Raw genomic sequence first — 25660 nt, 5'->3', positions numbered from 1 at the left:
GGGGTCAGTACGCGTCGGCCACGACGTGCTCCGCCGCGACCGCGAACTCGTGGCGCAGCATCTCCCGCGCTGCCTGCACCATGACCGGCGGTCCGCAGAGGAAGTAGGTGGCGTCGGCTGGGTGCGGGTGGGATGCCAGGTGCTCACGCCGCAGCACGTCGTGGATCAGGCCCGTGGGGCCGGTCCACCCATCGTCGGGCAGGGGCGCCGACAGGGCGATGTGGAACCGGAAGTTCGGGAAGCGCGCCTCGAGGCCGCGGAACCAGTCCTCGTAGAACAGCTCCTGCCGCGAACGGGCGCCGTACCAGAACGTGATGGGCCCGGCGTGCCCACGCGTCTCGAGCAGGTGGGCGATGTGGGATCGGATCGGCGCCATGCCCGCGCCGCCTCCGACGTACACCAGCTCGCGCCTCGTGCCCCGGATCAGGAAGTCGCCGTACGGGCCTGATGCCTGCACGGTATCGCCCGGCTTCAGCGCCCACACCCACGACGACCCCACGCCCGTGTCGCACGCCTGCCCGGCCGGCGGCATGGCGATGCGCACGTTGAAGCGCAGCTCCTGGACGGGCGAGGCCGGATCCGTCGCCAGCGAGTAGTTGCGGCGGAGTTCCAGCTGGTTGCGCGTGCCCAGATCGAACAGGTGATGAGCTCGCCAGGTCGACGCGTACGGCTCGTCCACGACCAGGTCGCGCAGGCGGATCTCGCCATACGCCGGGATGTGGAGCTGCATGTACTGTCCCGGCTGGTACGTCGGCAGGGCCACGGCACGGCGGCGCGGTGGCTCGCCGCGCCCTGCCTCCGTGGAGACGAGCTCGCCCGACTCCCGACTCCCGACTCCCGATTCCCGACTCCCGACTTCCGATTCCCGACTCCCGACTCCCGACTCCCGGTCAGGCGTGAGCGGCGCGAGCACGAGTTCCTTGATGAACGTCGCCACGTTGTGGTTCGAGACGACGCGGAACGCGTAGGTCGGCGCGGCGTCGGCGGCGGCGATCGCGCCGACGCGCAACCACACGCGATCGGCCTCGATGCGCGCGGCATGGGTCTGCAGGGCGACGCAGGCGGGCACGCGCACCGCGGCGCCGGTCGCCACGTCGAAGCGCCCGTTGTGCTTCGGGCACTCGATCACACCGTCACGCAGGTGCCCGTCGGCCAGGTGCGTGTTGCCGTGCGTGCACATGCCATCGGTGGCGCGGACCGTCCCCGGCCCGACGCGGTACACCGCGTAGGTGCGCGGCCCGTGGTCGACGCGCACCACCTCGCCCGGCCCGAGGTCGGCCGCCGCGCACACGTCCACCCACCCGTCGACCAGCGGTCGATCCGTGGTGACGATCGCGGCCATCGTCGGCCGCGTGCCCACCGGCCGCGCCGTCGGCGGCAGGGTGCGACGCAGGTACCACCCGGGCTCGCGGATCTGACGCAGCAGGGCCGGGATCATCTCGCGGTATGCCGCCAGCAGGCTCGGGTAGGGCGCCGGGCAATCGTCCTTCACCAGCGCGTGCAGCCGCGGCAACTGGTGGTACGGCACCATCGGGAACATGTGGTGCTCGGTGTGGTAGTTCATGTTCCAGTACAGGAACCGGTGGATCGGGTTCATGTAGATCGTCCGGCAGTTGAGCCGGTGATCCAGCACGTTCTCGGCCAGCGCGGCGTGCTGGGTCCAGCCGTAGATCGCCATGAGCCACGCGCCGTACAGGTTGGGCCCGTACACGAACACGAGTGGCAGCCAGCTGCGGGAGTACAGGCAGGTCGCCGCGACCGTCGCCATGATGGCCAGGTAGATGCGCGCCCGCAGGAACACGGCGCCGTACTGCGACGGCGGGATGAAGGTCGCCTCGACGGCGGTCACTCGCCCGACGGCGTGCAGCGTGGTGTTGGTCACGTACCGGCGCCAGGCGCGGTAATTGAAGCACTTCAGGAACATCTCCAGCAGGTCGGGCGGCCTCGGCACGGCGATCTCGGGATCGCGCCCGACGATGATGGTGTCGCTGTGGTGGCGGGCGTGGCTCCATCGCCAGGGCACCGACTCGCGCAGCACGAGGAACGACGCCACCTCGTACAGCGCGGTGTTCATCCAGTCGGTGCGGAAGGCCGTGCCGTGCCCCGCCTCGTGCCATCGGGCATCGGAGGCCGAGGCGTACAGCACGCCGTACGCCATCATCGGGACGAGCGCCCACCACGAGTCCCACAGCCGCCACGTGCCGTAGCCGGTGGCGAGCAACAGCGCCGCATAGAGGAGGGTGTCGCGAATGGCCGGGCCATCGCGGCGCTGCAGCAGTTGGCGCATCGCCTCGCGAGGTACGGGTGAGGTGTACCACTCGGCTTCGGCAAGGCCGCGGTCGATCGCGAGTGCCGTGTCGCGGCCGACGAGGCTGTAGTCCTTGAGGCGCGCCTCCTCGGCGTCCGGGCCGGGGGCTGGCAGGGTTGCTGTGGCCATGTGATCGTGACTTCACGGTACCCTTGGGCACCCCACCAGCGGACGGCCGGGCCGCTAGCACCAGCAATTGCCGGAGTGACCGAGCTAGGGCCGGATTCGGCACGGGAGGATCGATGGAGTGGACGTGGCTGCCCTACGACGCGACGCCTGCCGACTACGATGCGCAGGCGCGGGCGCTCCTGACGGCTTTCAGGGCTGGCGACGCGCAGGCCGTCGAGCGCATGTACCGGCACCATCCGCGATTCCGCCGTCCGGACGTGTCGTGGCTGCCCGGGCCGATGAGCGCGGTCGAGGTCGCGGCCACCACACTCGACCGTGACGACGCGCGGCTGGCCGTGGCGAGAGCATACGACGCACTGGACTGGGCCAGTCTCGTGGCGCACGCCGAGGCCATCAATACCCCCCACTGGGACATCGCCAGGTTCGAGGCCGCCGTCGAGGCGGTGGTGCGGGGCGATGTCGACGACCTCCGGCGACGCCTGGACGAGGGTCCGTCGCTGGTCCGGGCCCGCTCCACGCGAGTCGGGCCGTTCGATCCCGAGGTCCACTGGTGCACGCTGTTGCACTACGTCGCCGCCAATGGCGTCGAGCACTGGCGCCAGAAGACCCCGCCCACGGCCGTCGCCATCGCCGACCTGCTGCTGGCGCGCGGCGCCGATCCCGACGCGCTCGCGGACCTCTATGGCGGCGAGTGCACCACGCTCACCCTGCTCGTCTCGAGTCGGCATCCGTACGAAGCGGGCCTGCAGGTGCCGCTGGTGCACATGGATGCGAGAGCATCGCGCGCCATGAACCGCCGACCGTCGACATGAACGTCGACGGCTACTGCCTCGGCCTTCGTCATTTGCGTCGGCCTTCGTCAGCCGTCGGCCTTCGGCGTGCGCGGCATCGCCGCGTTGCGGCATCGCCCCAGGCGGTGCGGCCGGCGTGCTATCGCGGCCGCAACGCCTCACGCATGTCGTCCGGGTCGTCCATCACCGGCGAGGCGGCCATCGCCTTCCAGTTGAAGCGCCGGTCGAACGGCTTGAACGCCACGGCGGGGTCGAACAGCCGACGGTCGATCGGGCGCGCCGCGTACGGGGTCACGTCGGCCGTCGTCGAGAAGATGTCGTCGACCATCGACGCCGTTCCGTCGAACTGGTTGAGGGCGGGCAGGCCGAGCAGCGTGAACTGCAGGCGCATCAACGAGCCGAAGCTGGCCAACGTGCTCGACACGTAGCCTCGCTTGACCCACGGGCTGATGAACAGCAGCGCCGATCGGTGCGCGTCGACGCTGTCGGTGCCGCCCTGCGGATCGTCCTCGGTGACGATGATCAGCATGTCCTTCCACCAGCGCGAGTGCGACAGCCGCTCCACCAGCCGCCCGAGCGCCAGGTCGTTGTCGGCCACGTACGACTCCCGGAACGGGTAGCCGTCCTCCGGATGCTCGCTTGTCATGTGGTCGTTGGGCAGCACGATCGTCACCAGGGAGGGGAACGGCTCCTGCCCGCTCTCCCACCGGTCGCGCAGTTCCTCCTCGAACATGTCCATCCGGTACTGGTCGGGGATGGCCATGTTGTAGGTCGGATACTTCCGTGACGAACGCTCGAAGAGCGGCCTGGGGAGCGGGAAGCTCACCGACATGCGGATGCCGGTCTCCTTGTGCAACTGCTGCTCGATCGACTGCGGCATCTCTGCGCCGAACCCGAAGTTGAAGAACGACACCTCATGGCGTGCCAGGTGTTCCCACAGCGCCCCGGCCTCGTTGTAGTCCTCCGGGTTGACGACCGCGCTGGCGCCGTTGACGTTCCGGCGTCCCGGCGCGGCGCTGAACGGCCGGGCCTCGATGCGGGACCGCGCGTTCACTTCCACCCATTCGTTCGGGTACACGCCGACCACCCAGCGATGGCCCGTGTTGGATTGATCGGCATCGCAATAGAAGTTGTCGCTGATCGCGAAGCGGTCGGCCAGGGCGTGGTGGTTCGGCGTCACGTCGACGCGGTCGAGCACACGCGAGCCGTCCTTGCTGGCCACCCGGACGCCGAGCCCCAACGTCGCGCCCGACGGGTTGCCACGCACGCCGCGCCGCGCGCCGAAGACCTGGTCGAACGTGCGGTTCTCCTTCACGACGAAGACGACGTGCCGGATCGGGCCGTCGCGGCGCGAGTTGCCGTACGGCAGCCTCCCGGCCAGTCCGGGACGAACGCGCCGCACCGCGTAGGTGTTGGCCACGACCTGCCGGGTACCCGACGCCAGCGCCTCGCCGCGCGGCGCGTCGACCACCTGCAGGGTGCCCTGCATGATGTCGCCGGGATGCAGCCCGCGGCCCGGGTCCTCGAAGGTCGGCCCGGCGTTGGGGCCCGACCCCAGCCCCTTGGCGCTCGACACGTAGAGTCGCAGCCCGTCGGGCGACAGCGCGACGAGCGCCGCGAACCAGCCAGCCGGCACGAACCCCTCCACCTGCCGACGCGCGACGTCGATCACTGCCACCGCGTTGAGCCCCGCGCAGGCGACGTAGAGCCGCGCCTCGTCCGGCGACAGCACGACGGAGAACGGCAGCACGCCCCGCAGGCGCTCGAGGCCCGGCACGTTCAGCTCGATCTCGGCGACGCGACTGCCCGTCGCCGCGTCGAGGACCGTCACCGTGTCGTTGGTGGCGTTGGAGACATAGATCCGGTCGCGCCCGACGACGAGTGCGCCCGGGCTGGCGCCGCCGACGGTCCGGATGTCGTCACGCTCGGCGCCCACGAGGTAACCGGTGTGGATCTTCCGCAGCACGCGCCCGCCGGCCAGATCCACCTGGAACACCGACATGGCGTCCGGGTGGTTGAGCGGGCCGAGGCCGGGCACGCGCACGCCGTCGACGACCGTGCCCTCCTCGGCTTCCCTCGACGGCACCCCGTAGGCGGGGAACGCGAGGCCGGCGGTAGCCCGGTTGTCGGGCGTCACGCCCGGCAGCAGCGGGTATTCGAACATGCCGACGTTGGACACCCACGCCGTGCGCTCGTCGGGGGCGAGGGCCACCGCGAACGGATGTCGCCCCACGCGCACCGACCGTCGTACGGCACCGCTGGCCACGTCGATCGTCACCAACCGGAAGTTGAACTGGTCGACGGCGACGATGGTGGAGCCGTCGCGGGTCAGCACGAAGTCGCCGACGAAGCTGTCGTCGATGCCGGCGCCGTCGATGTCGATGGTCGCCACGACCTCGCCGGAGGCCAGGTCGAGCCGCAGGATCTGCCCTTCATTGGCGTTGCTGTAGAACAGGGAGCGCCCGTCTGGCGCGAAGGCAATCCCCATGTAGGCCCCGGTGCCCATGGCCCGATCCCTGGTGCCGCGTGGTGGATACCGGCGGATCGCGTGGGGCGGACCCAGGTCGACGACCTCGATCGCATCGGCACGCAACAGCGCGGCGCGCCGCTGGTCGGGGCTGATGGAGAGCCCCCAGGAGTACGACTGCGTGCGGATGACGGTGCCCGCCGGCGTGACGCGCCGGCCGTTGACGAGGGTGGCCGACGAGGCACCGAGCCTGGCGCGCTCGGCGCGTCCCGGCGGCTCGAGGCTGGTCAGTACGGGCGCCGACTCACGTCCGAGCAGGGACCACAGCGCGGCGCCGATCGCGAAGAGCAGCAGGAGTGCACCGGCCAGGAGGGTGGACCCTGCGTACTTCACGGTTCGACGGTCGTTCGGCATCGCGGCAGTCTCATGGCCCCGCCCCGGGTTGCGGGTACTCGGGATAATGCGCCTTCAGGCACTCGGGGCAGATGCCGTGGCTGAACGACGTCTCGGTGTGGAGGGCGAGGTACTCCTCGATCTGCGCCCAGTAGCCGGCATCGTCGCGGACGCGGCGGCAGTGCATGCAGAGTGGCAGCAGGGCCGACAGCGTCTTCACCCGGTCGAGGGCCGCGCGGAGGTCGGCCACGAGCGCCTCGTTGCTCGCGAGCGCCGCGCGCAGCTCGGACTCGCGTTCACGCAGGGTGTGCTCCATCACCTTGCGCGCCGTGGTGTCGGTGTGGGCGCCGGCCAGGCGCACCGGCGCGCCGGTCGCGTCGCGCTGCACGATCTTGCCGCGATCGTGCACCCAGACCCAGTGCCCGTTCCTGTGCCGGAGGCGGTGCTCCGACTCGTACCTGGGCGTGCGTCCCTGCAGGTGCGCCTCGAGAGCAGGCATCGCGGTCGTCGCGTCGTCGGGATGCAGCAGGTCGATCCAGACTGCAGCGTCGGGTGGCAGCTCGTCGTGGCGGTATCCGAGCATCTCGGCCCAGCGACGATCGCGGCTCACCTGGCCCGACGGCAGGTGCCAGTCCCAGTAGCCGTCATCGGCGCCGAAGGCCATGTCGGCGAGCTGGCCGTGCGCGGCGCGGAGCTGCTGCTGCAGTTCGAGGCGCTGCGTGACGTCGCGGGCCACCGAGAGCCACCCGATGAAGGCGCCCGACTGGTCGCGCAAGGGCGTCACGACCACGTCGAGGTCGACGCAGGTGCCGTCCTGGCGCTGGCAGCGCATCACGACGCGCGCCTCCTCGGCGGCCGCCATCCGCGCCATGAAGAGGTCGCCATCACCCTCGGGGTACGTTCGCGGCAGGTCGCTGAGCGCGCGGCCGATCACGTGGTCGGCAGGCCAGCCATAGAGGCGTTCTGCCTGACCGAGGTATTGGGTGACGCGCTGGTGCGTGTCCGTGACCAGGATGGCCTCGGACAGGTGCGCCACGAGCGTGGCCAATCCTGCAGATGAGTGCAGCGGCATGGCGGCGACCTTGGGGAGGCGTTGCCGATTCTACCGAAAGCCCGCCGCCTCGGGCTCAGCCGTTCGTCAGCGCACCAATGGTCGCAGGTCAGGTGACGTGGGGGCGATGCCGCATGCCGCGATGCGACGATGCGGAACTGCCGGGAATGCCGGACCGAGCGAGACGCAGCCGAGCAACGGTGTGGGCGACAGGATTCGAACCCGACGGCGTGCCCCTGAAGACGCAGAGACCGAGCGAGCCGCAGGCGAGCAACGGTGCGGGGGCGACAGGATTTGAGCCCGACGGCGAGCCGCAGGCGGAGCCGCGGGCCTGAAGGCGGTCGCGCCGACCAGACGAACGCAGTGAGGATGGTCGGGGCGACAGGATTCGAACCTGCGACTTCTCGCTCCCAAAGCGAGCGCTCTACCAGGCTGAGCTACGCCCCGACCGGAGTCGAAATCGTACCACTGCCTCGTGACCGTCCACCCGTCAGCTCTCGTCGTGGCTGGCGTGTACCGGCTTGGATTCGGGCGATCCCCGCTGCCGCAGGTACACCGACAACCAGACCATGGCCGCGATCGCCAGGAACTCGCTCTGCCAGTTCTGGAACGACTCGAACCAGAAGCGCGGCGACGACAGGTACTCCAGCAGGTCGGGCGAGGGGCCGCCGTGCGCCAGCTGGTCGTGCCGGAACTCGAAGAAGCCGCCCAAGGCGTGGCCGATCCACGACACCAGGAACAGCAGCACGAACGCGAGGCCGAGCGACGACTCGTAGAGCCGGAGCCAGAGCCCGCCCTTGCGCACCGGCCACGGCGCGCCCGGCATCTCGCGGAAGCGTCGCGGGTCGGCGTCGAACGGCTCCACCACGCCCGGACGGCGCGACTCGGGCGAGCCCCGCTGGACCAGGCGCGTGGTGAGCACCACGAAGGCGGCCATCTGCAGGAACTCGCTCTCCCAGTTCTCGAACAACGCCTCCCACAGATGCCCCGTCGCGAAGTAGCCGCCAAGGGTGACCATCGCGGCCCCGTGGTCGGCCTGGCTCGCGTTGTACTCGTGCCAGCCGGTCAGCACCTGCGCCACCGCGCAGATGGCGAAGAGGGCCATCATCACCAGCGTCAGGGAGCGTTGTCGCAGCCAGTCCATCCTTCAATGACGCGCGCATGTCGCGCCAAGCGCAAGCTGATGCGCGCGATTCGTTCTCCCGCCGTCGCGCCCTGCACCGTCGTGTCGATCGAACCGGCGGCACAAACCGGAGTGCGACCCGCGCCGCCCGCTCGCTAGAGTGGCGTCTCCTTCGACTGGAGACGTCATGAGCTACCGTGTCATCGGCCTGGACCCCTCGCCCTTCCGCCACCTCTATCACCTCTCCGACGAGGCGCTCGCGACCCACAACGCACGCCGCTACATCGTCGACCGCACGCCGGGATTTCCCGACCGCGTCGAATTGCGTGACCTGCAGCCCGGAGAGACGGCCCTCCTGCTGAACTACGTGCACCAGCCCGGCGATTCGCCGTACCGCGCCAGTCACGCGATCTTCGTGCGTGAGGGGGCCGAGCGGGCAGCCGAGACGGTAGGGCGCCTGCCGGAGGTGATGCAGCACCGTCCGCTGTCGCTGCGGGCCTTCGACACGGCACACATGATGGTCGACGCGACCCTGGTCTCGGGCGCCGACGCCGAGGGCCCGATCCTCGCGCTGCTCGACGATCCGCGCGTCAGCTACGTGCAGGCGCACTACGCCGTGCGCGGCTGCTACGCGGCGCGCATCGAGCGCGCCTGAGGCACGCGACACGCGATCGGAGGATGATGCAGGCGTGAGTCACATGCCGCGGACGCGCCTGCCGGCAGCCATCTGGGTCCTCGGACTCGTGAGCATGCTGATGGACATCTCGTCGGAGATGGTCCACGCGCTGCTGCCGCTCTTCCTCGTCGACACGCTCGGCGCGAGCGTGCTCGCCGTCGGCGTGCTCGAGGGGCTGGCCGAGTCCACGGCCCTCATCGCCAAGGTGTTCTCCGGAGCGTTGAGCGATCGCCTCGGCTCGAGGAAGGGCCTCACCGTCGGCGGGTATGCGCTGAGTGCCGTGACCAAGCCGCTGTTCGCGCTCGCGAGCGGGAGCGGCATGGTCCTGGCGGCGCGCCTGGTCGATCGCGTCGGCAAGGGGGTGCGCGGGGCACCACGCGACGCGCTGGTGGCCGACCTGGCGCCACCGGGAGCCAGGGGCGCGGCCTTCGGCTTGCGCCAGTCGCTCGACACCACGGGCGCCTTCCTCGGGCCACTCGTGGCCGTGGTGCTGATGCTGCACTGGCGTGGCGACTTCCGGGCGATCTTCTGGGTGTCGGTCGTGCCGGCGGCCCTGGCGGTCGCGCTGCTGGTGATCGGCGTCCGGGAGCCGGCCCGTGAACACGCGCCTGGCAGCCCGCCGCCGGTTCGCCTCGCGGCCCTGGCGCGCCTGCCCGCCCGCTACTGGGGCGTGGTCGGCGTCGGCGCGGTCTTCACCCTGGCGCGGTTCAGCGAGGCCTTCCTGGTGCTGCGCGCCCAGCACGCCGGCGTTCGCGCGGCCCTGATCCCGCTCGTGATGGTGCTGATGAACGTCACCTATGCGGCCACGGCCTATCCAGCGGGTCGGCTGGCGGACCGGCTGTCGCGGCGCACCCTCCTGGCCTGGGGCCTGCTCGCACTCGTCGGCGCCGACCTGATCCTCGCTGGCGCGATCGACTGGATGGCGATGCTGCCCGGCGTGGTGCTGTGGGGGGTGCACATGGGACTGACACAGGGGCTGTTCGCGGCGATGGTGGCCGACGCCGCGCCGGCGGACCTCCGAGGCACCGCCTTCGGCGTCTTCAATCTCGCCAGCGGTGTGTCGCTGCTACTCGCCAGCGTGATCGCCGGCGCGCTCTGGGCGCGGTGGGGCGCGCCAGCCACGTTCCTCACCGGCGCCGCATTCGCCACCCTCGCCCTCGCGGGAGTGATGGGAGCGCGAACGTCATGAGTGATGCCGCACGCGCCGGGCGCGATGCCCCTAGAATGCGGGCGTGTACGACTACACGCTCCAACATGCCGATGCCACGGGGGCGCGCTTTGCGGGCGACCCGGACACGCAGGTGCTCGCGGTGCTGCCGTTTGCGGCCGCCGCCGTCCTGCTGACCGTCTTCGGCGGTCAGGCGCTCTGGCAGGGCGAGGTCGCCGATCGCGTCTGGGCCTACGGCCTGTTCGCGCTGGCCCTCGGCGCCGCGGGCGGCGGGTGGGCGATGTGGCGACGCCCACGCCGACCGCCCGTGCTGCGCTTCGACAACCTGTCGCGCACGCTCACCTTCGAGGACGCCGCAGGCCGGCCCGTGCAAACGGTGCCGTACGCGCAGGTCGCGCCCTTCGAGGCCGGCCGCTACTCCAGCGAGTCGGGCAGCCAGTCGTACACGACCTACACGATCAGCGTGACCCTGGCCGACGGCCGGCACCTCCGGCTGTGCCGGGACAGTGAGTCGGTGCGCGATGAGCAACTCGCCCTGCTGCAACGTTGCGTGCGCCTCGCCACCCAGGCGCAGCCGACCTCTCTGGCGTGCCCTGATCCGACGCCTGCGTCCGGAGCGGGCCGGCACCCACGTTCGGCGTTCGGCGTTCCTTTCCGATAGCGCGTCGGCCACCGTGCGCCTGGCCGCGGCGCCGCCGCGCATGTGGGCACCCCTTCGTCCTTCGGCGGTCGGCGTCGCGGCATCGCCGCATTACCATGGTCCCGCCCATGCCGCCCCTCACCCCCGCGCCAGGCCAGGAGAAGTCGTTCCGCACCGCCGCCGCGTTCGAGACCTGGATGCGCAAGCACCACGACCGCGCGGACGAGATCTGGATTCGCGTCTACAAGAAGGGCTCCGGAATCCCGTCCATCACCATCGGCGAGGCGCTCGACGTCGCCCTCTGCTGGGGCTGGATCGACGGGCTCAGGCGTGGACTCGACGAGGTGTCGTACCTGCAGCGCTACACGCCGCGCCGGCCGAAGAGCCTCTGGAGCCAGGTCAATCGCGAGCACATCGCCAGGCTCACGGCGGCTGGCCGCATGACGCCGCACGGCCAGCGTCAGGTGGACGCCGCCAAGGCGGACGGCCGATGGGACGCCGCCTACGCGCCGGTCCGCGCCGGCTCGGCCGAGACCATCCCGCCCGACCTGCGCGCCGCGATCGACGCCAACCCGCGGGCGCTCGCCACCTTCCGCACGCTCGGCAAGCAGAACCTCTTCGCGCTCACGTTCCGCGTCACCACCATGCGCACGGCGGCCGGCCGGGCCAGGAAGATCGCCAGCCTCGTCGACATGCTCGCGCGCGGCGAAACACCGGTACCACAGAAGCCGCGCAAGGACTGACCCGAGGACTCGTGCTGGCGCCCGCCGCCCACCGGGCGTACCATCGGGCACCACAGCCATGACACCCGCCGCTCCGTCCGTGGCGCGCCACCCCGTGTGGATGCGCTGCACGCACTGGATTGCCGCCCTGAGCATCGCGCTGCTCGCGTTCACCGGCGTGGTCATCCTCATGGCGCACCCGCGCCTGTACTGGGGCGAGGTCGGCAACGACCTCACGCCGGCGCTGATCGAACTGCCCATCAGCCGCAACCACCGTCACGGCGGATGGACGCCGGCCACGCCGTTCACGCCGGGCCCGGGGTCGCCGGTGACGGCCAGTCGCACCTACGAGATCTTCAACCAGAATTCCTGGGGTCGCAGCCTTCACTTCCTGGCGGCGTGGACGCTGGTCGCGGCTGGTGTCGCCTACGTCGGGCTCGGCGTCCTCACCGGCCACCTGCGGCGGCGCGTCGTGCCGACCGCCGACGATCTCCGGCCGGCGCGCATCGCCGAGGACGTGCGGCGGCACGTACGCCTCGAGGTCGCGGGCGGCGCGGGCGCGCCGTACGGCACGCTGCAGAAGTGGGCGTACTCGGCCGTGGTGTTCGGACTGGTCCCGCTCGCCGCCCTCACCGGCCTCGCCATGTCCCCGGCGGTCACTGCGGCCGTCCCGTCGCTGCTCACGCTGTTCGGCGGCATGCAGTCGGCACGCACGATCCACTTCGGGACGTGGGCGGCCCTGGTGGCGTTTGCGCTCGTGCACCTGGCGATGGTGATCGCCACGGGTTTCCGCCGGCAGGTCCGCGCGATGACGATCGGAGGCTGACCGCATGCCCAGACACATTCCCAGCAGGCGCGACGTGCTGCGCGCCGCACTCACGGGGGCCGGCGGCCTGGCCGGCGGGTTGCTCGTCCAGGGCTGCGCGGGACGCGAGCTCCCGCCGACGTACGGCCACCTGCTGCGCCTCGGGGACAACCTCACCTACGTGGCGCACCGGGCGGTGCTGCCGACCGACTCGCTGGTGCGCGAGTACACGCGGGCCGACATCTCGTCGTTCCCCGCCATCGGCACCACCGATCCGGCCGACCCGGCACGTCCGTTCTACGGCCCCGACGGCGAGCGCTACGGGCGGCTGCGCGCCACGGAGTTCCGCGAGTTCGCGTTGAAGGTCGAGGGCCGTGTCGCGCGTCCTGGCACCTACACGCTGGAGGCGCTGCGCCGCTACCCGAGCCGCACCCAGATCACGCGGCACACGTGCGAGGAAGGCTGGTCGGCCATCGCGGAATGGACGGGCGTCGCCCTGTCGCACGTGCTCGCCGCCGCCGGGACGCTGCCCAGTGCCCGATTCGTGCAGTTCCACGCCTTCGACGGCTGGGCCGACGGCATCGACATGGTGGACGCCCTGCACCCGCAGACCCTGCTCGCGTACGCGATGAACGGCCGGCCCTTGCCGGTTCCGCATGGTGGCCCGCTGCGCCTGCGCGTCGAACGGCAACTCGGGTACAAGAGCCTCAAGTTCCTCGACCGCATTGTCGTCACCGACACGTTCGACGACCACGGGCGGGCCGGCAACATCCAGAACGGCTGGTCCTGGTACGTGGGCATCTGAGCCGGAGTTCGCAATCGAGGCGCGGCCGTCGGCCCCGGCGGCGGCGCCGCACAGGCACGCCTGATGCATCCGTCCAGGGTGGCCCCGTGGACGCACCGAGCGCCCCGCAGCTGGCAGCGACGCCACGCGCGTGGGCAGCGGCGTGCCGGTGGGCCGACACCGGAGGGACTCATATGGCCACCACCACCGTTGCGCGCCCGACGCCGAAGGCGACGTCGGCCATCACCACCCGCACGCCCTACAGCCTGATGCGCGCGCTGAGCGACGACATCGAAAGCTTCTTCAATGATGTCGGCATGGGCGTCGGTCGCTGGCCGCTCGCCTCGCGGCTGTTCGAGACGGCCCACGCCGGCTGGTTGCCGGCCGTCGAAGTGCAGGAGAAGGACGGCAAGTTGTTCTTCCGCGCCGACCTGCCGGGCATGACCCGCGAGGGCATCAAGGTCGAGGTCGGCGAGCACGTGCTGACGATCGAGGGGGAACGGCGGGAATCGAGCCGCGACACGGCTGACGGGTACTACCGCACCGAGCGCTCCTACGGGCACTTCTCCCGCACGCTGGCCCTGCCGGAGGTCGTGAAGGCCGACTCCGCGGTGGCCACGTTCAAGGATGGCGTCCTCGAGGTGGCGTTCGAGATTGCGGCGCCGACCGCGCCGGCGACCCGGCAGCTGCCCATCACCGAGCCCGTCCCGGTCACCAAGTGACCACGTGCCGGGGTGCGAAGCTTTCCGCACCCCGGCTGAAATTCCCACAGGGTCGGCGACGGCCAGGCTCGCGCAGGACCACCGGCTGTCAGGGGCCGGCCGTGCCGATCAGGCGAAGCGCACGGGCATGGCGTCGTTCACCGTGCCCAGCGCACGCGCCGCCGACCCGATCGCCGGCGCCACGCACACGATGGGCGTCTCGCCGGCGCCGACCGATGGCAGATCCGGCCGATCGAGCATCACCAGCTCGATCGGCGGCACGTCGCGGAACCGCGGGACGCGATACGACGCCATGTTGCCGTTGGTGATGACGCCGTTGGCGAACGCGATCGCCTCGAACAGGGCGCCGCCGAGACCCTGCACGATCGAGCCCTCCACCTGGTTGCGGACGCCGTCGGGGTTGACGATGGCGCCACACTCGAACGCCACGACCAGCCTCTCGACCTTGATGATGTTGTCGACGCGGCTCACCTCGGCCGCCGTGGCGATGTAGCTGCCCTTGTCGGTGCCACAGGCGATGCCCAGTCCTCGCCCCGCCGCCGACGGCGTCGGCCAGCCCGCGGCCTTCGCGGCCGCCTGCAGCACCGCGCGCACCCGCTCGTTGCCGGCGAGATGGCGCACGCGGAACTCCACGGCATCGACGCCGAGCGCCCGCGCAATCGCGTCCATGTGCATCTCGCGCGCGAAGTGATTGGCCGTCGACGCCAGGCCTCGATAGGAGCCCTGCCGCAGCGGCGAGTCGCACTGGTGGAACTGCGTGCGCACGTTCGGCACGTCGTAGGGCGTCGCGAGCCCCGCCCCGCCGGAGTTCCAGTTGTCGAACTCCCAGGCGACCAGCGTCCCGTTGGCGTCGACGGCAGCGGCGACGTCGATCACACCCGCCGGGCGCAGGTAGCCGAACGAGAACTCCTCGGGCCGCGAGTAGACGACCTTGACGGGCTTGCCGACGGCCTTCGCGAGGCGCGCGGCTTCGACGGCGCACTCGCCCGTGTGCTTGCCGCCGTATGCCGACCCGGTGTCGGGCACGATCACTCGCACGCGCTCCTCGGGGACCCGGAACGCCGTGGCGAGCTCGGCGCGCACGCCGAAGGGGCGCTGCGTCCCGGTCCACACGGTGAGCTTGTCGCCGGTCCACTCGGCGACGGCGGCACGGGGCTCGAGCGGGACGTGCGCGATGTAGGGGATGCGGTACGAGGCCGTGAACGACCGGGCCGCCGAAGCGCGAGCCCGGGCCGGATCGCCCACCTGTGTCGGCGCCGCTCCCCTGCCGGCCGAGGCGGCCGAACCGGTCGCCTTGAGGTGGTCGTACACCGTCATCGAGGAAGGCAGGTCGGCAGGCACGGTCCACTCGGCCTTGACCGCGGCCGCCGCGCGTCGCGCCACCCGGGCGCTCGGCGCGACCACCCCGGCGAAGCTGCCGTCACGGACGACGGTGACGCCGTCGATCGCCCTTGCGGCACTGTCGTCGAGCGAGGTGAGCGTCCCGGCGTAGCCCTTCGGCCGCAGGACGCGCCCGTGGACCATGCCGGGGCGCGTCAGGTCGGGCGTGTAGCGGTGCGCGCCGGTGACGAAGCTGCGGCCATCGACCTTCTTCGCGGCCGTGCCGCGCACCTGCCAGGCGCTGCGCGGCATCAGCGGCGCGTCAGCCGGCACGGCGCCGGTCAGCTGCGCGCCCTTGACCAGTTCCCCGAAGGCCACCGACCTGCCGGCGCCGCTGATCCGGCCGTCGGCGCACGACAGCGACGCCCGCGGTGCGCCGAGGCGCGCGGCCGCGCGGTCGATCAGCATCTCGCGCGCGGTGACCGCCGCCCGCGCCAGCACGGGCGCCATGCGGGGCGTGGAGAGCGATCCGAAGGTGCCCTGGTCGAAGGGCACCAGGTCGGTGTCGGCCATCACCAGCGACACGCGATCGAGCGGCACGTGCAACTCGTCGGCGATCGCCTGCGCGAGCGAGGTGCGGATGTTCTGCCCGATCTCGGTCTTGCCGGTGTAGCCGGTGACGCGCCCGTCCTCGCCGACGTGCACCCAGGCCTTGACGTCGGTGGGCAGGCTGCGCGAGCCCGCTTGCCCGCCGGACTCCTGCGCGTGCGCCTGCGTCGCGGCGACGAGCAGGCCGCTGCCCAGGACGCCGAAGATGGCGAGGAACGTCCGCCGCTCCATCTCGAAGACGTAGGTGGGCGGCGCGGCCAGTTCGTACCGCTCGACCTCGATCGTCTCGTCGCGCCGCGGGTTCATCGCCGGGCCTCCTGGGCGGTGGCCGGCGTCGCCCCGCGCAGGCGCTCGGCGGCGAGCTTGACCGCCTTCACGATGCGCGGGTACGTGCCGCACCGGCACACGTTGCGGTCGAGGGCCTTGACGATGTCGGCCTCGGTGGGCGAGGGGTTGGTTCGCAGCAGCGCCACGGTGGCCATCACCATGCCCGACGTGCAGTAGCCGCACTGGAAGGCCTCGACCTCGAGGAACGCCTGCTGCACCGGGTGCAGCGTGTCGCCGGTCGCGAGGCCCTCGATGGTGACGATCTGCGCCTTGGTGACGGCGCTGACCTTGGCCACGCACGAACGCATCGCGCGGTTGTCGACCAGCACCGTGCACGAGCCGCACTGCCCCTCGCCGCACCCGTAGCGCGAACCGGTCATGTCGAGGTCGTCGCGCAGGACCGAAAGGAGGGTGTCGTCCGGCTCGGCCTCGACGTCGTGGGCCTTGCCGTTGATGCGGAGCGTGTAGGTGGGCATGGTGGTCGACTCTCTCGTGCGTCATATCACAGGAGCCGGGCATCGGGCACCGGGCACCGGGCACCGGGCATCGGACACCTGGACTGCCGCCTGCCGCCTGCCGACACGCCGCGGCATTGATAGACTCGTCCCGTCATGTCCGACCTCCCGATCACCGAGCAGGAGAACGAGCGCTCGCGCGGGCTCGACACGCTGTCGATCGCCGACACCCTGGCGCTCATCAACGACGAGGACCACGGGGTGCCTGCGGCGGTCCGGCGGGAGTTGCCCAGCATCACGCGGGCCGTCGAGGGCGTGGTGGCGCGCCTGCGGCAGGGCGGCCGGATCATCTACGTCGGGACGGGCACGTCGGGGCGCCTGGGTGTGCTCGACGCGTCCGAATGCCCGCCCACCTACGGCGTCCCGGCCGAGCTCGTGCAGGGCCTGATCGCCGGCGGCTACGAGGCGTGCTGGCGGGCCGTCGAGGCGTCGGAGGACGACGGCGAGGCCGGGGCGCGCGACCTCGCGGCGCGTGGCGTGACCGCCGCGGACGTCGTCGTCGGCATCGCCGCCTCGGGGCGGACGCCGTACACGATCGGCGCCGTCGCGCACGCCCGGTCGATCGGCGCGTTCACCGTGGCGGTCACCTGCGTGCCGGGCTCGGCGATCACCCAGGCGGTCGACGTGCCGATCGTGCCGGTCGTCGGCCCGGAAGTGGTCGCGGGTTCGACCCGCATGAAGGCCGGCACGGCGCAGAAGCTCGTGCTCAACATGATCTCGACGACGGCGATGATCCAGTTGGGATACGTGCGCGGCAACCGCATGACCAACATGCGGGCGCGCAACAGCAAGCTGCAGGCACGCGCGGTGCGCATCCTGCAGTCGGAGACGGGGCTGGACGAGGCGGCGGCCACGACCGCCCTCGAGGCCGGCGGGGGCGACGTCGCGACGGCAGTCGTGATGGTCAAGTCGGGCTGCACCCGCGAGCGCGCCGCCGAGGCGCTGGCCAGTGCAGGGGGCGTGATCGACAGGGCCATCGCGTCGCTGGGACAGGAAGGCTGACGGCACGGCTCAGGGCTCTCGACTCAGGGCTCAGGGCTCAGGGCTCAGAGACCCTTTCAGATCCAGGGGGCTGGTCGTCTCCTCGTTCTGCGTTCGCCGTTCGCCCTCCCGCTGTGGAGATGTGCCGCATGCGTCGTATCCCGATCGCCTCGTTCGTCCTGCCGCTGGCCCTTGGCGCCGCCCTCACCTGGACGGCGACACCGGCCGGCCAGGTTCGCCCCGATCCGACCACGCTGAATCCTGCCGCCACCGGCGGCTTCTCGCCGCGCGACACGCCACTCACGCTCGGCGCAGCGGGGTACGCCAAGATCCTGTGCTCGGCGATCTTCGTCTCCGGGCGCGAGGAGGCCGAGGCGCGCCGCAACAGCGCGTTCTTCCTCACGCCCGAGGCCGAGCGCGACCACGTGACGACGATGGTCGATCGCCAGCGCAAGGTCGTGCGCGTCACGGTGCGCGGGCTGGTGACGCGGACGGCCGGCTTCTATGGCGATCAGGGCTGCGTCATCCACCCCGAGGGCACCGACTCGGTGTTCTTCACGCCGACCGCGGTGACGACGACGCTGCCGGACGCGAGGACGCAGCGGTGGCCGATGGGCGACGTCGTGCCGGACGCGCCGTGGCCGACCGACCTCGACAGGCGTGGCATCGACGCTGGTGTCGCGCTCGCCTTCTCCGACCCCGAGGCGCTCACGGCCGGCATGCTGGTCCTGCACCGGGGACGCATCGTCGCCGAGCGGTACGCCCTCGGCGCGACGGCCGACACGCAGCTCGAGAGCTGGTCGATGGGCAAGAGCCTCACGGCGACGCTGGTCGGGGTGCTGATCAGGGAGGGCGCGCTGTCGCTCGACGCCCCGGCTCCGGTCGAGGCGTGGCAGGCGCCTGGCGACCCGAGACGGGCGATCACGATCAGCCACCTGATGCGCATGAGCAGCGGCTTGCGCTGCGCCTCGCCCGGCGATGCCGACTACGCGCCCGAGCGCGACGGCTATCCGCCGCACGTCCTCATCTACACGGGAGCGATCGACGTCTTCCGCTTCGCCACCAGTCGGCCGCTGCAGTTCGAGCCCGGCACCGAGGGGCGCTATCGCAACTGCGATCCGATCACCCTCGGCGCGATCGTGCGGCAGGTCGTGGAGGCACGGGGCGAGGAGTACCTCACGTGGCCGCAGCGGGCGCTCTTCGATCGGATCGGCATCCGGCGGCAGGTGCTGGAGCCCGATGCGTACGGCAACTTCGTGCTGAGCGGATTCGACTACGGCACGGTGCGCAACTGGGCGCGGCTGGGGCTGTTGTACGCGCAGGACGGCGTGTGGCAGGGGACGCGGCTGCTGCCCGAGGGCTTCGCGCGGTTGGTCAGCACGCCGGCGCCGGGCTGGGCGACGCCCCGCTACGGCGGGTTGTTCTGGATCAACGGCACGAAGGAACTCGATGCGCCGCCCGACGCCTACTGGATGGCCGGCGCTGGCGGGCAGCGGGTGGTGATCATCCCGTCGCGCGACCTCGTGATCGTCCGGCTCGGGCACATGCGTGGCGACACGGTGGGCATGCGGCTGTTCGACAAGGCGGTGCGCGCCATCGTCGACGCCGTGCACCTGCCCGGCTAGGGCTCGCCGCGCAGCGGGTCGATCGGCGCGAGGGCGCCGCGCGCCCGGATCCCGCCGGCCGCATCGAAGGCTTGCGGCATGTCCGGCATTGCCGGCATTAGAATGGGGCCTTCCGAATCGCTGGAGGTTCGCGCAATGAGTGTCACCCGTCGTGAGTTCGGCAAGCTGGCCATCGCCACAGTTCCCGGGGCGCTGCTCGGCGAAGGTGCCCTGCGCAGTGCGTTTGCGGCCGCGAAGCCCAACTCGCTGATCAAGGGCGTGCAGGTCGGTACCATCACCTACAGCTACCGCGCCATGAAGGACCAGAGCGCGGAGGCGACGCTCAAGTACATCCTCGACTCCGGCATCAGCGCCGTGGAGTTGATGGGTGGTCCCATCGAGTCGTTCGCGGGCGCGCCGGCGATGCCGTTCCGTCCCGCGCCGCCCCCGGCGGCTCGCCCGGCCGGACCTGCCGCCGCTGGCGCCCCGCCCACGCCCGCTGGGCCAGGCGGTCCCGGCATGCGTCGTCAGCTCACGCCCGAGGAGGTCGCGGCGCGCGAGAAGTACGCGGCCGACCTCAAGGCCTGGCGCCTGTCGCAGTCGATGGACAAGTTCAAGGCGCTCCGCAAGATGTACAACGACGCGGGCGTCACCATCTACGCGACGAAGATGCTGGCGCCGAACATGTCCGACGAGGAACTCGAGTACGTGTTCAGCGTGGCGGAGGCCCTGGGCGCGAATCACACGACGCTGGAGCTGTCCACCGACGGCGCGGTGCTGAAGCGGCTCGGCGCGTGGGGCGAGAAGAAGAAGGTGTACGTGGGCTACCACACGCACCTGCAGGGCACGCTCACCGCCTTCGACGAGGCGTTCGCGGTGTCGAAGGCCAACATGGCCAACGTCGACTTCGGGCACTACGTGGCGGCCGGCAGCGGCGACCCGGTGGTCTTCCTCGAGAAGTTCCACGACCGCATCTGCAGCTTCCACCTGAAGGACCGCAAGTCGAAGGAGAACGGCGGCGCCAATGTGCCGTGGGGCCAGGGCGACACGCCAATCCAGCGCATCCTGCAGACCGTCAGCAAGAACAAGTACCGGATGCCGGCGACGATCGAGATGGAATACGAGGTGCCGGCCACCTCGGATCCGGTGGCAGAAGTGCGCTCCTGCGTCGAGTTCTGCCGGCGCGTGCTCGCCTGACGTCTGCGGCGCGAGGGCTCGTCCCGCCACCAGGCGGCGAGCCCTCGCGGCCCGTTCACGGCCTGCGCATCTGCTCGCGGGCGGCGCGGAACTCGTTGCCCGGCGCCCACTCCGGCCAGGTCGCCGCGTTGGCCACCCGATAGCCCACCGCGAACAACACGCGCGCGTCCTCGACGGCCCCGGTCAGGTCCCAGTCCTCCTTCACCTCGTCGGACGGGCTGTGGTAGTCGCGGTTGGTGTACTCGTCGCGCTTCTGCGTGCCGTAGCTGGCGTCCTTGCCGACATACTCGATGCCGCTGTCGAGGTACAGGGCCGGCACGCCCTTCTTGGCGAAGTTGAAGTGGTCGGAGCGGTAGTAGTACCCCTTCTCCGATTCAGGATCAGGGCGCAGCGTCCGCCCCTGCTCGGTGGCCGCCTCACGCAGGTAGTCGTCGAGTTGCGAGGCGCCCAGGCCGATCACGGTGAGATCCCTGGTGCGGCCCCACTGGTTGATGCCGTCGATGTTGACGACCGCTACGGTCTTGGCGAGCGGATACACCGGGTATTCCGCGTAGTACGCCGAGCCCAGCAGGCCCTGCTCCTCGGCCGTGACCAGCAGGAACACCACCGACCGCCTCGGCTTCGGCGTGACCTGCGTGAAAGCGCGGGCCAGTTCGAGCACCAGCGCCGTGCCTGACGCGTTGTCCAGCGCGCCGTTGTAGATGCGGTCGCCGTCGACGGGTTCGCCGACGCCGAAGTGGTCCCAGTGCGCCGTGTAGATGACGTACTCGTCCTTCAGCGCGGGGTCGCTGCCCTCCAGCTTCGCCAGCACGTTCTTCGACGCCATCGTCCGGGCCGTCGTCCCGATCGTCATCGAGGCCGACAGGCCGAGCGGGACGGGCCGGAAGCTGCGGGTGAGCGCCTGCTTCTTCAGCGCGTCGAGGTCCTGCCCGGCCATCGCCATCAGCTTCCGGGCGGCGTCGAGCGACAGCCAGCCCTCGATGCTGGCCCGGCTCATCCCCTTGTCCTCGCGCACCAGGTCGAGGCGCTCGCCGAGGTTGCCCTGCACCACCGAGAACGGGTAGCCCGCCGGGCCGGTCTCGTGGACGATGAGCACGCCGGCCGCGCCACGGCGCGCGGCCTCCTCGTACTTGTAGGTCCAGCGGCCGTAGTAGGTCATGGCGCGGCCACCGAAGACGTTGTCGTCGAGCGTCGTCGGATCGGTCGCCGAGGGCACCTGCGGGTCGTTGACGAGCACGACGATCGTCTTGCCCTTGATGTCGACGTCCTTGAAGTCGTTCCAGTCGAACTCGGGCGCCGTGACGCCATAGCCGACGAACAGCAACTCGGAGTTCTCGATGCTGGCGGTGTCGGCGACGTGCTTGCTCCACGCCACGACTTCGTCACGCCAGGCGAACGTCGCCCTCTTGCCGCCCCCCGTCACGGTGAAGGGCCGCTTCTGCGCGGGCGTCAGGCCCACCAGGCGCACGTCCTGCACGTACGTGCCGTCGGTGTTGCCGGGCTGCAGCCCCAGCGCCTTGAACTGCTGCTCGAGGTACGCCACGGTCCGTACCTCGCCCTCCGTTCCCGGCTTGCGCCCCTGGAACTCGTCGGAAGACAGCGCGCGAATCTGCTCGAGCAGGCGCGCACCATCGACGGCCGGCAGGTCGGCGAGCGGTGTGGGACGAGCCGCCGTCGGTGCGGATGCCGGGGCGGCCGGCGCGGGTTCGCGGCTGCACGCAGCAGCCAGCGCCAATGGCAGGAACAGGAGCGCAACGGTGTGTTTCATCGTGGGCCCATCCTAGCGTGCCGCTGCCGCCCGCAACTACCGGCCGTCCGGGCCGGGCGGGAGGTGCTCGAGGATCAGACCGACCGCGGTTCCCCGCTTGAAGCCTTTCCAGTAGGTATGGGCCGGCTGCGGCACGCCGTCGCGGTCCACGGCGTACACGGCCTCGCTGCCCTTCGGGAGCACGTCGAAGTAGGCCTGCCTGCCCTGGTCACCCTTCAGGTGACGGTCGAAGTAGGCGGTGGCGAAGTGCTGCAGGATGTTGTTCATGCGCACGCTGTCCCACACCGGGTCGGCGTGCTGCGTGAAGCCCACCACCGCCCGCCCCGTGGCATCGAGCGTCTCGGCGGGCGCCTCGTGGGGCGCCGCGGCGTTGTGGTTGGCGTTCACGAACGTGAGCAGGTAGCGATCGGCGTTGACCGCGCCCTCGAACATGGCGCGCACGCCCCTGGCGTAGCCGGAGATGTCGTCGACGCTGCCGGCCACGAACAGGACCGGCGTGCGGATGCCGGCCAGCCCGGCGGCGTCCCACAGGCCCGCCTGCATGCCCCACGGCCCGATGGCGATGGCGGCCTTGACGCGTGGGTCGATCGACGCGCGATAGGCGGCGTTGCTGGCCGCGCGCGCGGCCAGCAGGCGGTTGGGTGGCGCGCCACGCATCGTCTGGCTCGTCTCGCTGTAGCCACCGCCGATGACGTTGATCAGGCCGTATCCGCCCATCGAGTAGCCGACGATGCCGGTGCGCGTCGCGTCGAGGCGCCCGGCCAGGAAACTGCCGGACCCGGCCGCGCCGAGCCGCGCCATCTCGTCGAGGACGAACAATTGATCGAAGGGACGGTTGTACAAGGTGCTGGCGAAGGCCTGCTGGTCGTCGTAGGTGCTGTCGGCGTGGTCGATCGACACGACGACGAAACCCTTGCTGGCGAGGTTCTCGCCGAGGTGGCTCAGGAGGTAGCGGCTGCCCGGATAGCCGTGCGACAGGATGACCAGCGGAAAGGGTCCGCCCGCCCCGACGATCGACGCATCGCGCACCGCCCGTCCCCGTAGCGTGACCGCAACCGATGGATCACGAGACACGGTCTTGTACGTGCCGCCGGGCGCCTGCCCCGGGGCGAGCGAGGCCGGGTACCAGACCTCGAGGACGAACCGCCGGTCGTAGCGCGGCGTCGGCTCGCCCTCCTTCGCCCGCAGGACGTCCGGGCGCTGACGATCCACGGCAGTGATCGTGCGGACGCCGACCGCCTGCGGGCCGAACGCCGCCAGGTCGGGCGCCAGGGGCGTGACGACGTCGATGCGGGTCGGCTGCGCGAGGGCGCCGGCCGCGAGGACGAGCAGGAGCAGGGACGCGGCGCAGGGCCGCAGCAGAGTGCGCATCGGGAATCGTCGTTTCGGTGCACCATACATCACCGGCCCCCGGAGGCGTGCGCGACGTCGGCGCGTCCGGGAGGCGGGAGCGCGCGGCCTGCGCACCCACGAGGCACACCATGTCTGATCGCAAGTACCGTCAACGCGGCTACCAGGACGACGACCGCGACCGCGGGCGCCAACCGGAGCGCACCAGCCGCCCGGCGCCACAGCCCGGGGCGCCGGCAGCCACGCGCCGACTGTCGTCGGAGGGCGCGCGCAACCCGAACCTCATGGGCTACCACGAGGTCGTCAAGTGCGCCCGCTGCGGGGCGCCCGTCGACCCGGCCATCCTGTCGCTCAGCACGTGCGGCAAGTGCGGGCAGGCACTCCACGCATGCGTGCAGTGCGCGCACTTCGACACGAGCGCGACGTTCGAGTGCCAGCAGAAGATCCCCGCGCGGGTGTCGCCCAAGGACGCGGCCAACGACTGCACGCTTTTCGCGGTGCGCGCCTCGTGGGAACGCGAGACGTCCTCGTCGGTCGCGCCCTCGAGCACCTCGAGCGCCAAGAAGGCGTTCGACGACCTGTTCAACTTCTGACGGCGCTCAGTCGCCGAGGGCGCTGCACTGGGCGCGCGACGTGATGTGCATCGACGCGAACGCCGTGTGCGCCTTGTCCACGAGTGTGTAGCGCAGCGGCACGCCACCATCGAGCGCCATCCGCTCGATGCCCTCGCTGGCGCAGGCCATCTCGAGCAGTTGCCGCTGCGCCCTGCCGACGACGTCGGCGTTGACGGCCTCACGTACCTCGACCTGCGTGAGGCGCACGAACACGACGAGACCGCCGGCATCGCCCTCGACCCGTTCCATGGTGAGGCCGCCCGACACCGTCTGCGGCAGGTCGCGGTTCAACTGCTCGACGACCGTGTCGAGCGACACCGCCGCGTCTGCGTCCGGCCTGGCAGGCGTCGACTGGCTCATCAGGGCGAAGAGCACGAGGAGCACGACGCACCCCACTACGCCGCCGACGTTGCGCAGGGTGAACCGCGTATTGCGCGCCTGGCCCGGTAGCCCCTGCACGGTGGGGAGCGCGTTGATGACCGATTGCGCATACGCCAGCAGGAGCACGGGCGCCACGACCGGCACCCAGTCGGGCGCGCCCAGGTAACCGCTCGTCAGCGCCACGAAGTAGGCGACCGCGAGCAGGGGCGGCGACAGCAGCGTCGGGGTGAGTTGGCGGTCGGCCTCCTCGTTCACGCGGTCGAAGAAGAAGTACGCGAACACGTTCGCGAAGACAGTGCGCGGCACGGGCCACACGTCCTCCCCGCCGACGTCACGCAGGCGTACCCAGTGTCGGTACCACCAGAGCAGCTGGTAGAGCCCGAAGGTGAGCAGGGACAGGACGACGAACTTCGGGACGCCCACCAGGAAGAACGGGACGGCCGCGGCGGGCGGCTCGGCGACGACCTCGCCAGGCGCAGGCGCCTGCGGCACGGGATCGATGACGGACTCGGACATGCTGCGCCTCGCAACGCGATGGCAGCAACACCTCGGGAGGGTGTGGTGTGCTGGGGTTTCCCGGCATCTTAACTGAACTGCGCCGGACGCGGGCAGTTCAGGGGCGAGGGCCATAATGGTGCCGCCCTCCTTCGCCGCCCCGTCCCCGAGGCGCCAGAAGGGCGGCGACTCATCGAAGGAGACGTGATGTTCAAGGTCATCTGGTCGGCCCCGCTGGCCGTCGCGGTCGCAGCCCTGGTCACCCTCGCCCCCGTGCCCGTCCACGCCCAGGAGAAGCTCGCCGGGAAGGCGTTCGACGCGGCCGCCGTGAAGGACTTCTATCTCGAGGGCAACGCGATCCCGGCCCAGAAGCGCAACACGGTGGTCCTCAAGGGCGCCGACGGCAAGCGGATGGTGTTCGGCCTGCTCGACACCAGCGGGTACAGCACCGACATCCAGCAGAAGTACGCCGGGATGCTGATCCTCGAGCGGAAGACCTCGATCGGCGGCGCCGCCGTCGGCACCGGCGCCTACGGCTTCGGCCTGCAGAAGGGCACGCCGCCGGAAGGTCCGGGCACCCTGGTGATCTATGACGTCGGCGGCGACAAGGTCGTCCAGGTGCCGGCCCAGTGGGACGCCGCCCTGCCCCGTCCCGTGCCGCTCCAGGTGCTGAACGGCCGTCTGTACGTCGGCCGCCACTGGGTCGACGTCAAGTAGGCG

Annotated in this window: 22 protein-coding genes and 1 tRNA gene; 13 read left to right on the top strand and 10 right to left on the bottom strand. The window is 71.0% G+C overall.

The annotated features are described in order from the left end of the window. Window positions 1-4 precede the first annotated feature (4 nt). Window positions 5-2437 (bottom strand): fatty acid desaturase, encoded by a 2433-nt coding sequence (locus TBR22_RS07440; RefSeq protein WP_239492334.1) that lies wholly within the window; start codon window positions 2435-2437, stop codon window positions 5-7. A 113-nt stretch (window positions 2438-2550) separates the two neighbouring features. On the opposite strand from TBR22_RS07440, the gene TBR22_RS07435 reads away from it, so the two are divergent. Beyond that, window positions 2551-3249 carry a hypothetical protein gene (locus TBR22_RS07435; protein WP_239492333.1) on the top strand — a complete coding sequence of 233 codons (699 nt, stop codon included), beginning with the start codon at window positions 2551-2553 and terminating at the stop codon, window positions 3247-3249. A gap of 118 nt (window positions 3250-3367) precedes the next feature. Here the strand turns inward: TBR22_RS07435 and TBR22_RS07430 are convergent, their stop codons facing one another. From TBR22_RS07430 to TBR22_RS07415, 4 genes are all read right to left on the bottom strand, one after another. Continuing rightward, a complete protein-coding gene (locus TBR22_RS07430) occupies window positions 3368-6109 on the bottom strand; it encodes a bifunctional YncE family protein/alkaline phosphatase family protein (RefSeq protein ID WP_239492332.1) in 2742 nt (913 codons plus the stop codon). A gap of 10 nt (window positions 6110-6119) precedes the next feature. Next, complete coding sequence (locus TBR22_RS07425; RefSeq protein WP_239492331.1) at window positions 6120-7160, bottom strand: PAS domain-containing protein; 1041 nt, start codon at window positions 7158-7160, stop codon at window positions 6120-6122. A gap of 349 nt (window positions 7161-7509) precedes the next feature. Further along, window positions 7510-7586, bottom strand: a tRNA-Pro gene (locus TBR22_RS07420). Window positions 7587-7629: 43 nt separating this feature from the next. Then, window positions 7630-8283, bottom strand: a complete 654-nt coding sequence (locus tag TBR22_RS07415; protein WP_239492330.1) for a DUF6766 family protein — start codon at window positions 8281-8283, stop codon at window positions 7630-7632. Between the two features lie 166 nt (window positions 8284-8449). Here TBR22_RS07415 and TBR22_RS07410 point away from each other — a divergent pair, with 166 nt between their 5' ends. The 7 genes from TBR22_RS07410 (at window position 8450) to TBR22_RS07380 (ending at window position 13779) form a co-directional block, all read left to right on the top strand. Next, window positions 8450-8917, top strand: a complete 468-nt coding sequence (locus tag TBR22_RS07410; protein WP_239492329.1) for a DUF1203 domain-containing protein — start codon at window positions 8450-8452, stop codon at window positions 8915-8917. Window positions 8918-8960: 43 nt separating this feature from the next. Then, window positions 8961-10127 (top strand): MFS transporter, encoded by a 1167-nt coding sequence (locus tag TBR22_RS07405; protein ID WP_239493480.1) that lies wholly within the window; start codon window positions 8961-8963, stop codon window positions 10125-10127. Window positions 10128-10170: 43 nt separating this feature from the next. Continuing rightward, window positions 10171-10767 carry a hypothetical protein gene (locus TBR22_RS07400; protein ID WP_239492328.1) on the top strand — a complete coding sequence of 199 codons (597 nt, stop codon included), beginning with the start codon at window positions 10171-10173 and terminating at the stop codon, window positions 10765-10767. Window positions 10768-10874: 107 nt separating this feature from the next. Next, on the top strand, window positions 10875-11489 hold the full coding sequence (locus tag TBR22_RS07395; protein ID WP_239492327.1) for a YdeI family protein: 615 nt from the start codon (window positions 10875-10877) through the stop codon (window positions 11487-11489). A 58-nt stretch (window positions 11490-11547) separates the two neighbouring features. Further along, a complete protein-coding gene (locus tag TBR22_RS07390) occupies window positions 11548-12294 on the top strand; it encodes a cytochrome b/b6 domain-containing protein (RefSeq protein WP_239492326.1) in 747 nt (248 codons plus the stop codon). A gap of 4 nt (window positions 12295-12298) precedes the next feature. Then, window positions 12299-13078: a molybdopterin-dependent oxidoreductase gene (locus TBR22_RS07385; RefSeq protein ID WP_239492325.1), complete on the top strand. Its 780-nt coding sequence runs from the start codon at window positions 12299-12301 to the stop codon at window positions 13076-13078. Window positions 13079-13251: 173 nt separating this feature from the next. Beyond that, window positions 13252-13779: an Hsp20/alpha crystallin family protein gene (locus TBR22_RS07380; RefSeq protein ID WP_239492324.1), complete on the top strand. Its 528-nt coding sequence runs from the start codon at window positions 13252-13254 to the stop codon at window positions 13777-13779. 108 nt (window positions 13780-13887) lie between these two features. Here the strand turns inward: TBR22_RS07380 and TBR22_RS07375 are convergent, their stop codons facing one another. Then, on the bottom strand, window positions 13888-16014 hold the full coding sequence (locus TBR22_RS07375; RefSeq protein WP_239492323.1) for a xanthine dehydrogenase family protein: 2127 nt from the start codon (window positions 16012-16014) through the stop codon (window positions 13888-13890). Next, on the bottom strand, window positions 16011-16511 hold the full coding sequence (locus TBR22_RS07370; protein ID WP_239492322.1) for a (2Fe-2S)-binding protein: 501 nt from the start codon (window positions 16509-16511) through the stop codon (window positions 16011-16013). Before TBR22_RS07370 ends, TBR22_RS07375 begins: the two co-directional genes overlap by 4 nt. 135 nt (window positions 16512-16646) lie before the next feature. Here TBR22_RS07370 and murQ point away from each other — a divergent pair, with 135 nt between their 5' ends. From murQ to TBR22_RS07355, 3 genes are all read left to right on the top strand, one after another. Next, on the top strand, window positions 16647-17552 hold the full coding sequence (gene murQ, locus TBR22_RS07365) for an N-acetylmuramic acid 6-phosphate etherase (protein WP_239492321.1): 906 nt from the start codon (window positions 16647-16649) through the stop codon (window positions 17550-17552). Window positions 17553-17680: 128 nt separating this feature from the next. Continuing rightward, window positions 17681-19156 (top strand): serine hydrolase, encoded by a 1476-nt coding sequence (locus TBR22_RS07360; RefSeq protein WP_239492320.1) that lies wholly within the window; start codon window positions 17681-17683, stop codon window positions 19154-19156. 135 nt (window positions 19157-19291) lie between these two features. Beyond that, entirely contained in the window at window positions 19292-20332 is a 1041-nt protein-coding gene (locus TBR22_RS07355) for a sugar phosphate isomerase/epimerase (protein WP_239492319.1), read from the top strand. 55 nt (window positions 20333-20387) lie between these two features. Here TBR22_RS07355 and TBR22_RS07350 read toward each other — a convergent pair whose 3' ends face one another. Continuing rightward, window positions 20388-22100 carry a M28 family metallopeptidase gene (locus TBR22_RS07350; protein WP_239492318.1) on the bottom strand — a complete coding sequence of 571 codons (1713 nt, stop codon included), beginning with the start codon at window positions 22098-22100 and terminating at the stop codon, window positions 20388-20390. A 36-nt stretch (window positions 22101-22136) separates the two neighbouring features. Continuing rightward, on the bottom strand, window positions 22137-23471 hold the full coding sequence (locus TBR22_RS07345) for a hypothetical protein (protein ID WP_239492317.1): 1335 nt from the start codon (window positions 23469-23471) through the stop codon (window positions 22137-22139). A gap of 110 nt (window positions 23472-23581) precedes the next feature. Here TBR22_RS07345 and TBR22_RS07340 point away from each other — a divergent pair, with 110 nt between their 5' ends. Further along, window positions 23582-24043: a hypothetical protein gene (locus TBR22_RS07340; RefSeq protein ID WP_239492316.1), complete on the top strand. Its 462-nt coding sequence runs from the start codon at window positions 23582-23584 to the stop codon at window positions 24041-24043. Between the two features lie 6 nt (window positions 24044-24049). On the opposite strand, the gene TBR22_RS07335 is transcribed toward TBR22_RS07340, so the two are convergent. Beyond that, a complete protein-coding gene (locus TBR22_RS07335; protein WP_239492315.1) occupies window positions 24050-24961 on the bottom strand; it encodes a DUF4234 domain-containing protein in 912 nt (303 codons plus the stop codon). Between the two features lie 186 nt (window positions 24962-25147). Here TBR22_RS07335 and TBR22_RS07330 point away from each other — a divergent pair, with 186 nt between their 5' ends. Then, window positions 25148-25657, top strand: coding sequence for a hypothetical protein (locus tag TBR22_RS07330; protein ID WP_239492314.1), 510 nt, complete (start codon window positions 25148-25150; stop codon window positions 25655-25657). Window positions 25658-25660 lie beyond the last annotated feature (3 nt).

The organism is Luteitalea sp. TBR-22 (assembly GCF_016865485.1).
GTDB lineage: Bacteria > Acidobacteriota > Vicinamibacteria > Vicinamibacterales > Vicinamibacteraceae > Luteitalea.
The sequence above is the reverse complement of the archived record's forward strand: the minus strand, read 5'-3'. Positions and strand labels throughout refer to the sequence as shown.

What these genes read in the sequence shown, in the direction of transcription:
- TBR22_RS07390 (WP_239492326.1), top strand. Translation starts at nt 11,548, where the DNA reads ATGACACCCGCCGCTCCGTCCGTGGCGCGCCACCCCGTGTGGATGCGC.
- TBR22_RS07330 (WP_239492314.1), top strand. Translation starts at nt 25,148, where the DNA reads ATGTTCAAGGTCATCTGGTCGGCCCCGCTGGCCGTCGCGGTCGCAGCC.
- TBR22_RS07375 (WP_239492323.1), bottom strand. Translation starts at nt 16,014, where the DNA reads ATGAACCCGCGGCGCGACGAGACGATCGAGGTCGAGCGGTACGAACTG.
- TBR22_RS07340 (WP_239492316.1), top strand. Translation starts at nt 23,582, where the DNA reads ATGTCTGATCGCAAGTACCGTCAACGCGGCTACCAGGACGACGACCGC.
- TBR22_RS07345 (WP_239492317.1), bottom strand. Translation starts at nt 23,471, where the DNA reads ATGCGCACTCTGCTGCGGCCCTGCGCCGCGTCCCTGCTCCTGCTCGTC.
- TBR22_RS07335 (WP_239492315.1), bottom strand. Translation starts at nt 24,961, where the DNA reads ATGTCCGAGTCCGTCATCGATCCCGTGCCGCAGGCGCCTGCGCCTGGC.
- TBR22_RS07435 (WP_239492333.1), top strand. Translation starts at nt 2,551, where the DNA reads ATGGAGTGGACGTGGCTGCCCTACGACGCGACGCCTGCCGACTACGAT.
- murQ (WP_239492321.1), top strand. Translation starts at nt 16,647, where the DNA reads ATGTCCGACCTCCCGATCACCGAGCAGGAGAACGAGCGCTCGCGCGGG.
- TBR22_RS07410 (WP_239492329.1), top strand. Translation starts at nt 8,450, where the DNA reads ATGAGCTACCGTGTCATCGGCCTGGACCCCTCGCCCTTCCGCCACCTC.
- TBR22_RS07440 (WP_239492334.1), bottom strand. Translation starts at nt 2,437, where the DNA reads ATGGCCACAGCAACCCTGCCAGCCCCCGGCCCGGACGCCGAGGAGGCG.
- TBR22_RS07355 (WP_239492319.1), top strand. Translation starts at nt 19,292, where the DNA reads ATGAGTGTCACCCGTCGTGAGTTCGGCAAGCTGGCCATCGCCACAGTT.
- TBR22_RS07405 (WP_239493480.1), top strand. Translation starts at nt 8,961, where the DNA reads ATGCCGCGGACGCGCCTGCCGGCAGCCATCTGGGTCCTCGGACTCGTG.
- TBR22_RS07380 (WP_239492324.1), top strand. Translation starts at nt 13,252, where the DNA reads ATGGCCACCACCACCGTTGCGCGCCCGACGCCGAAGGCGACGTCGGCC.
- TBR22_RS07385 (WP_239492325.1), top strand. Translation starts at nt 12,299, where the DNA reads ATGCCCAGACACATTCCCAGCAGGCGCGACGTGCTGCGCGCCGCACTC.
- TBR22_RS07430 (WP_239492332.1), bottom strand. Translation starts at nt 6,109, where the DNA reads ATGCCGAACGACCGTCGAACCGTGAAGTACGCAGGGTCCACCCTCCTG.
- TBR22_RS07425 (WP_239492331.1), bottom strand. Translation starts at nt 7,160, where the DNA reads ATGCCGCTGCACTCATCTGCAGGATTGGCCACGCTCGTGGCGCACCTG.
- TBR22_RS07415 (WP_239492330.1), bottom strand. Translation starts at nt 8,283, where the DNA reads ATGGACTGGCTGCGACAACGCTCCCTGACGCTGGTGATGATGGCCCTC.
- TBR22_RS07360 (WP_239492320.1), top strand. Translation starts at nt 17,681, where the DNA reads ATGCGTCGTATCCCGATCGCCTCGTTCGTCCTGCCGCTGGCCCTTGGC.
- TBR22_RS07395 (WP_239492327.1), top strand. Translation starts at nt 10,875, where the DNA reads ATGCCGCCCCTCACCCCCGCGCCAGGCCAGGAGAAGTCGTTCCGCACC.
- TBR22_RS07350 (WP_239492318.1), bottom strand. Translation starts at nt 22,100, where the DNA reads ATGAAACACACCGTTGCGCTCCTGTTCCTGCCATTGGCGCTGGCTGCT.
- TBR22_RS07370 (WP_239492322.1), bottom strand. Translation starts at nt 16,511, where the DNA reads ATGCCCACCTACACGCTCCGCATCAACGGCAAGGCCCACGACGTCGAG.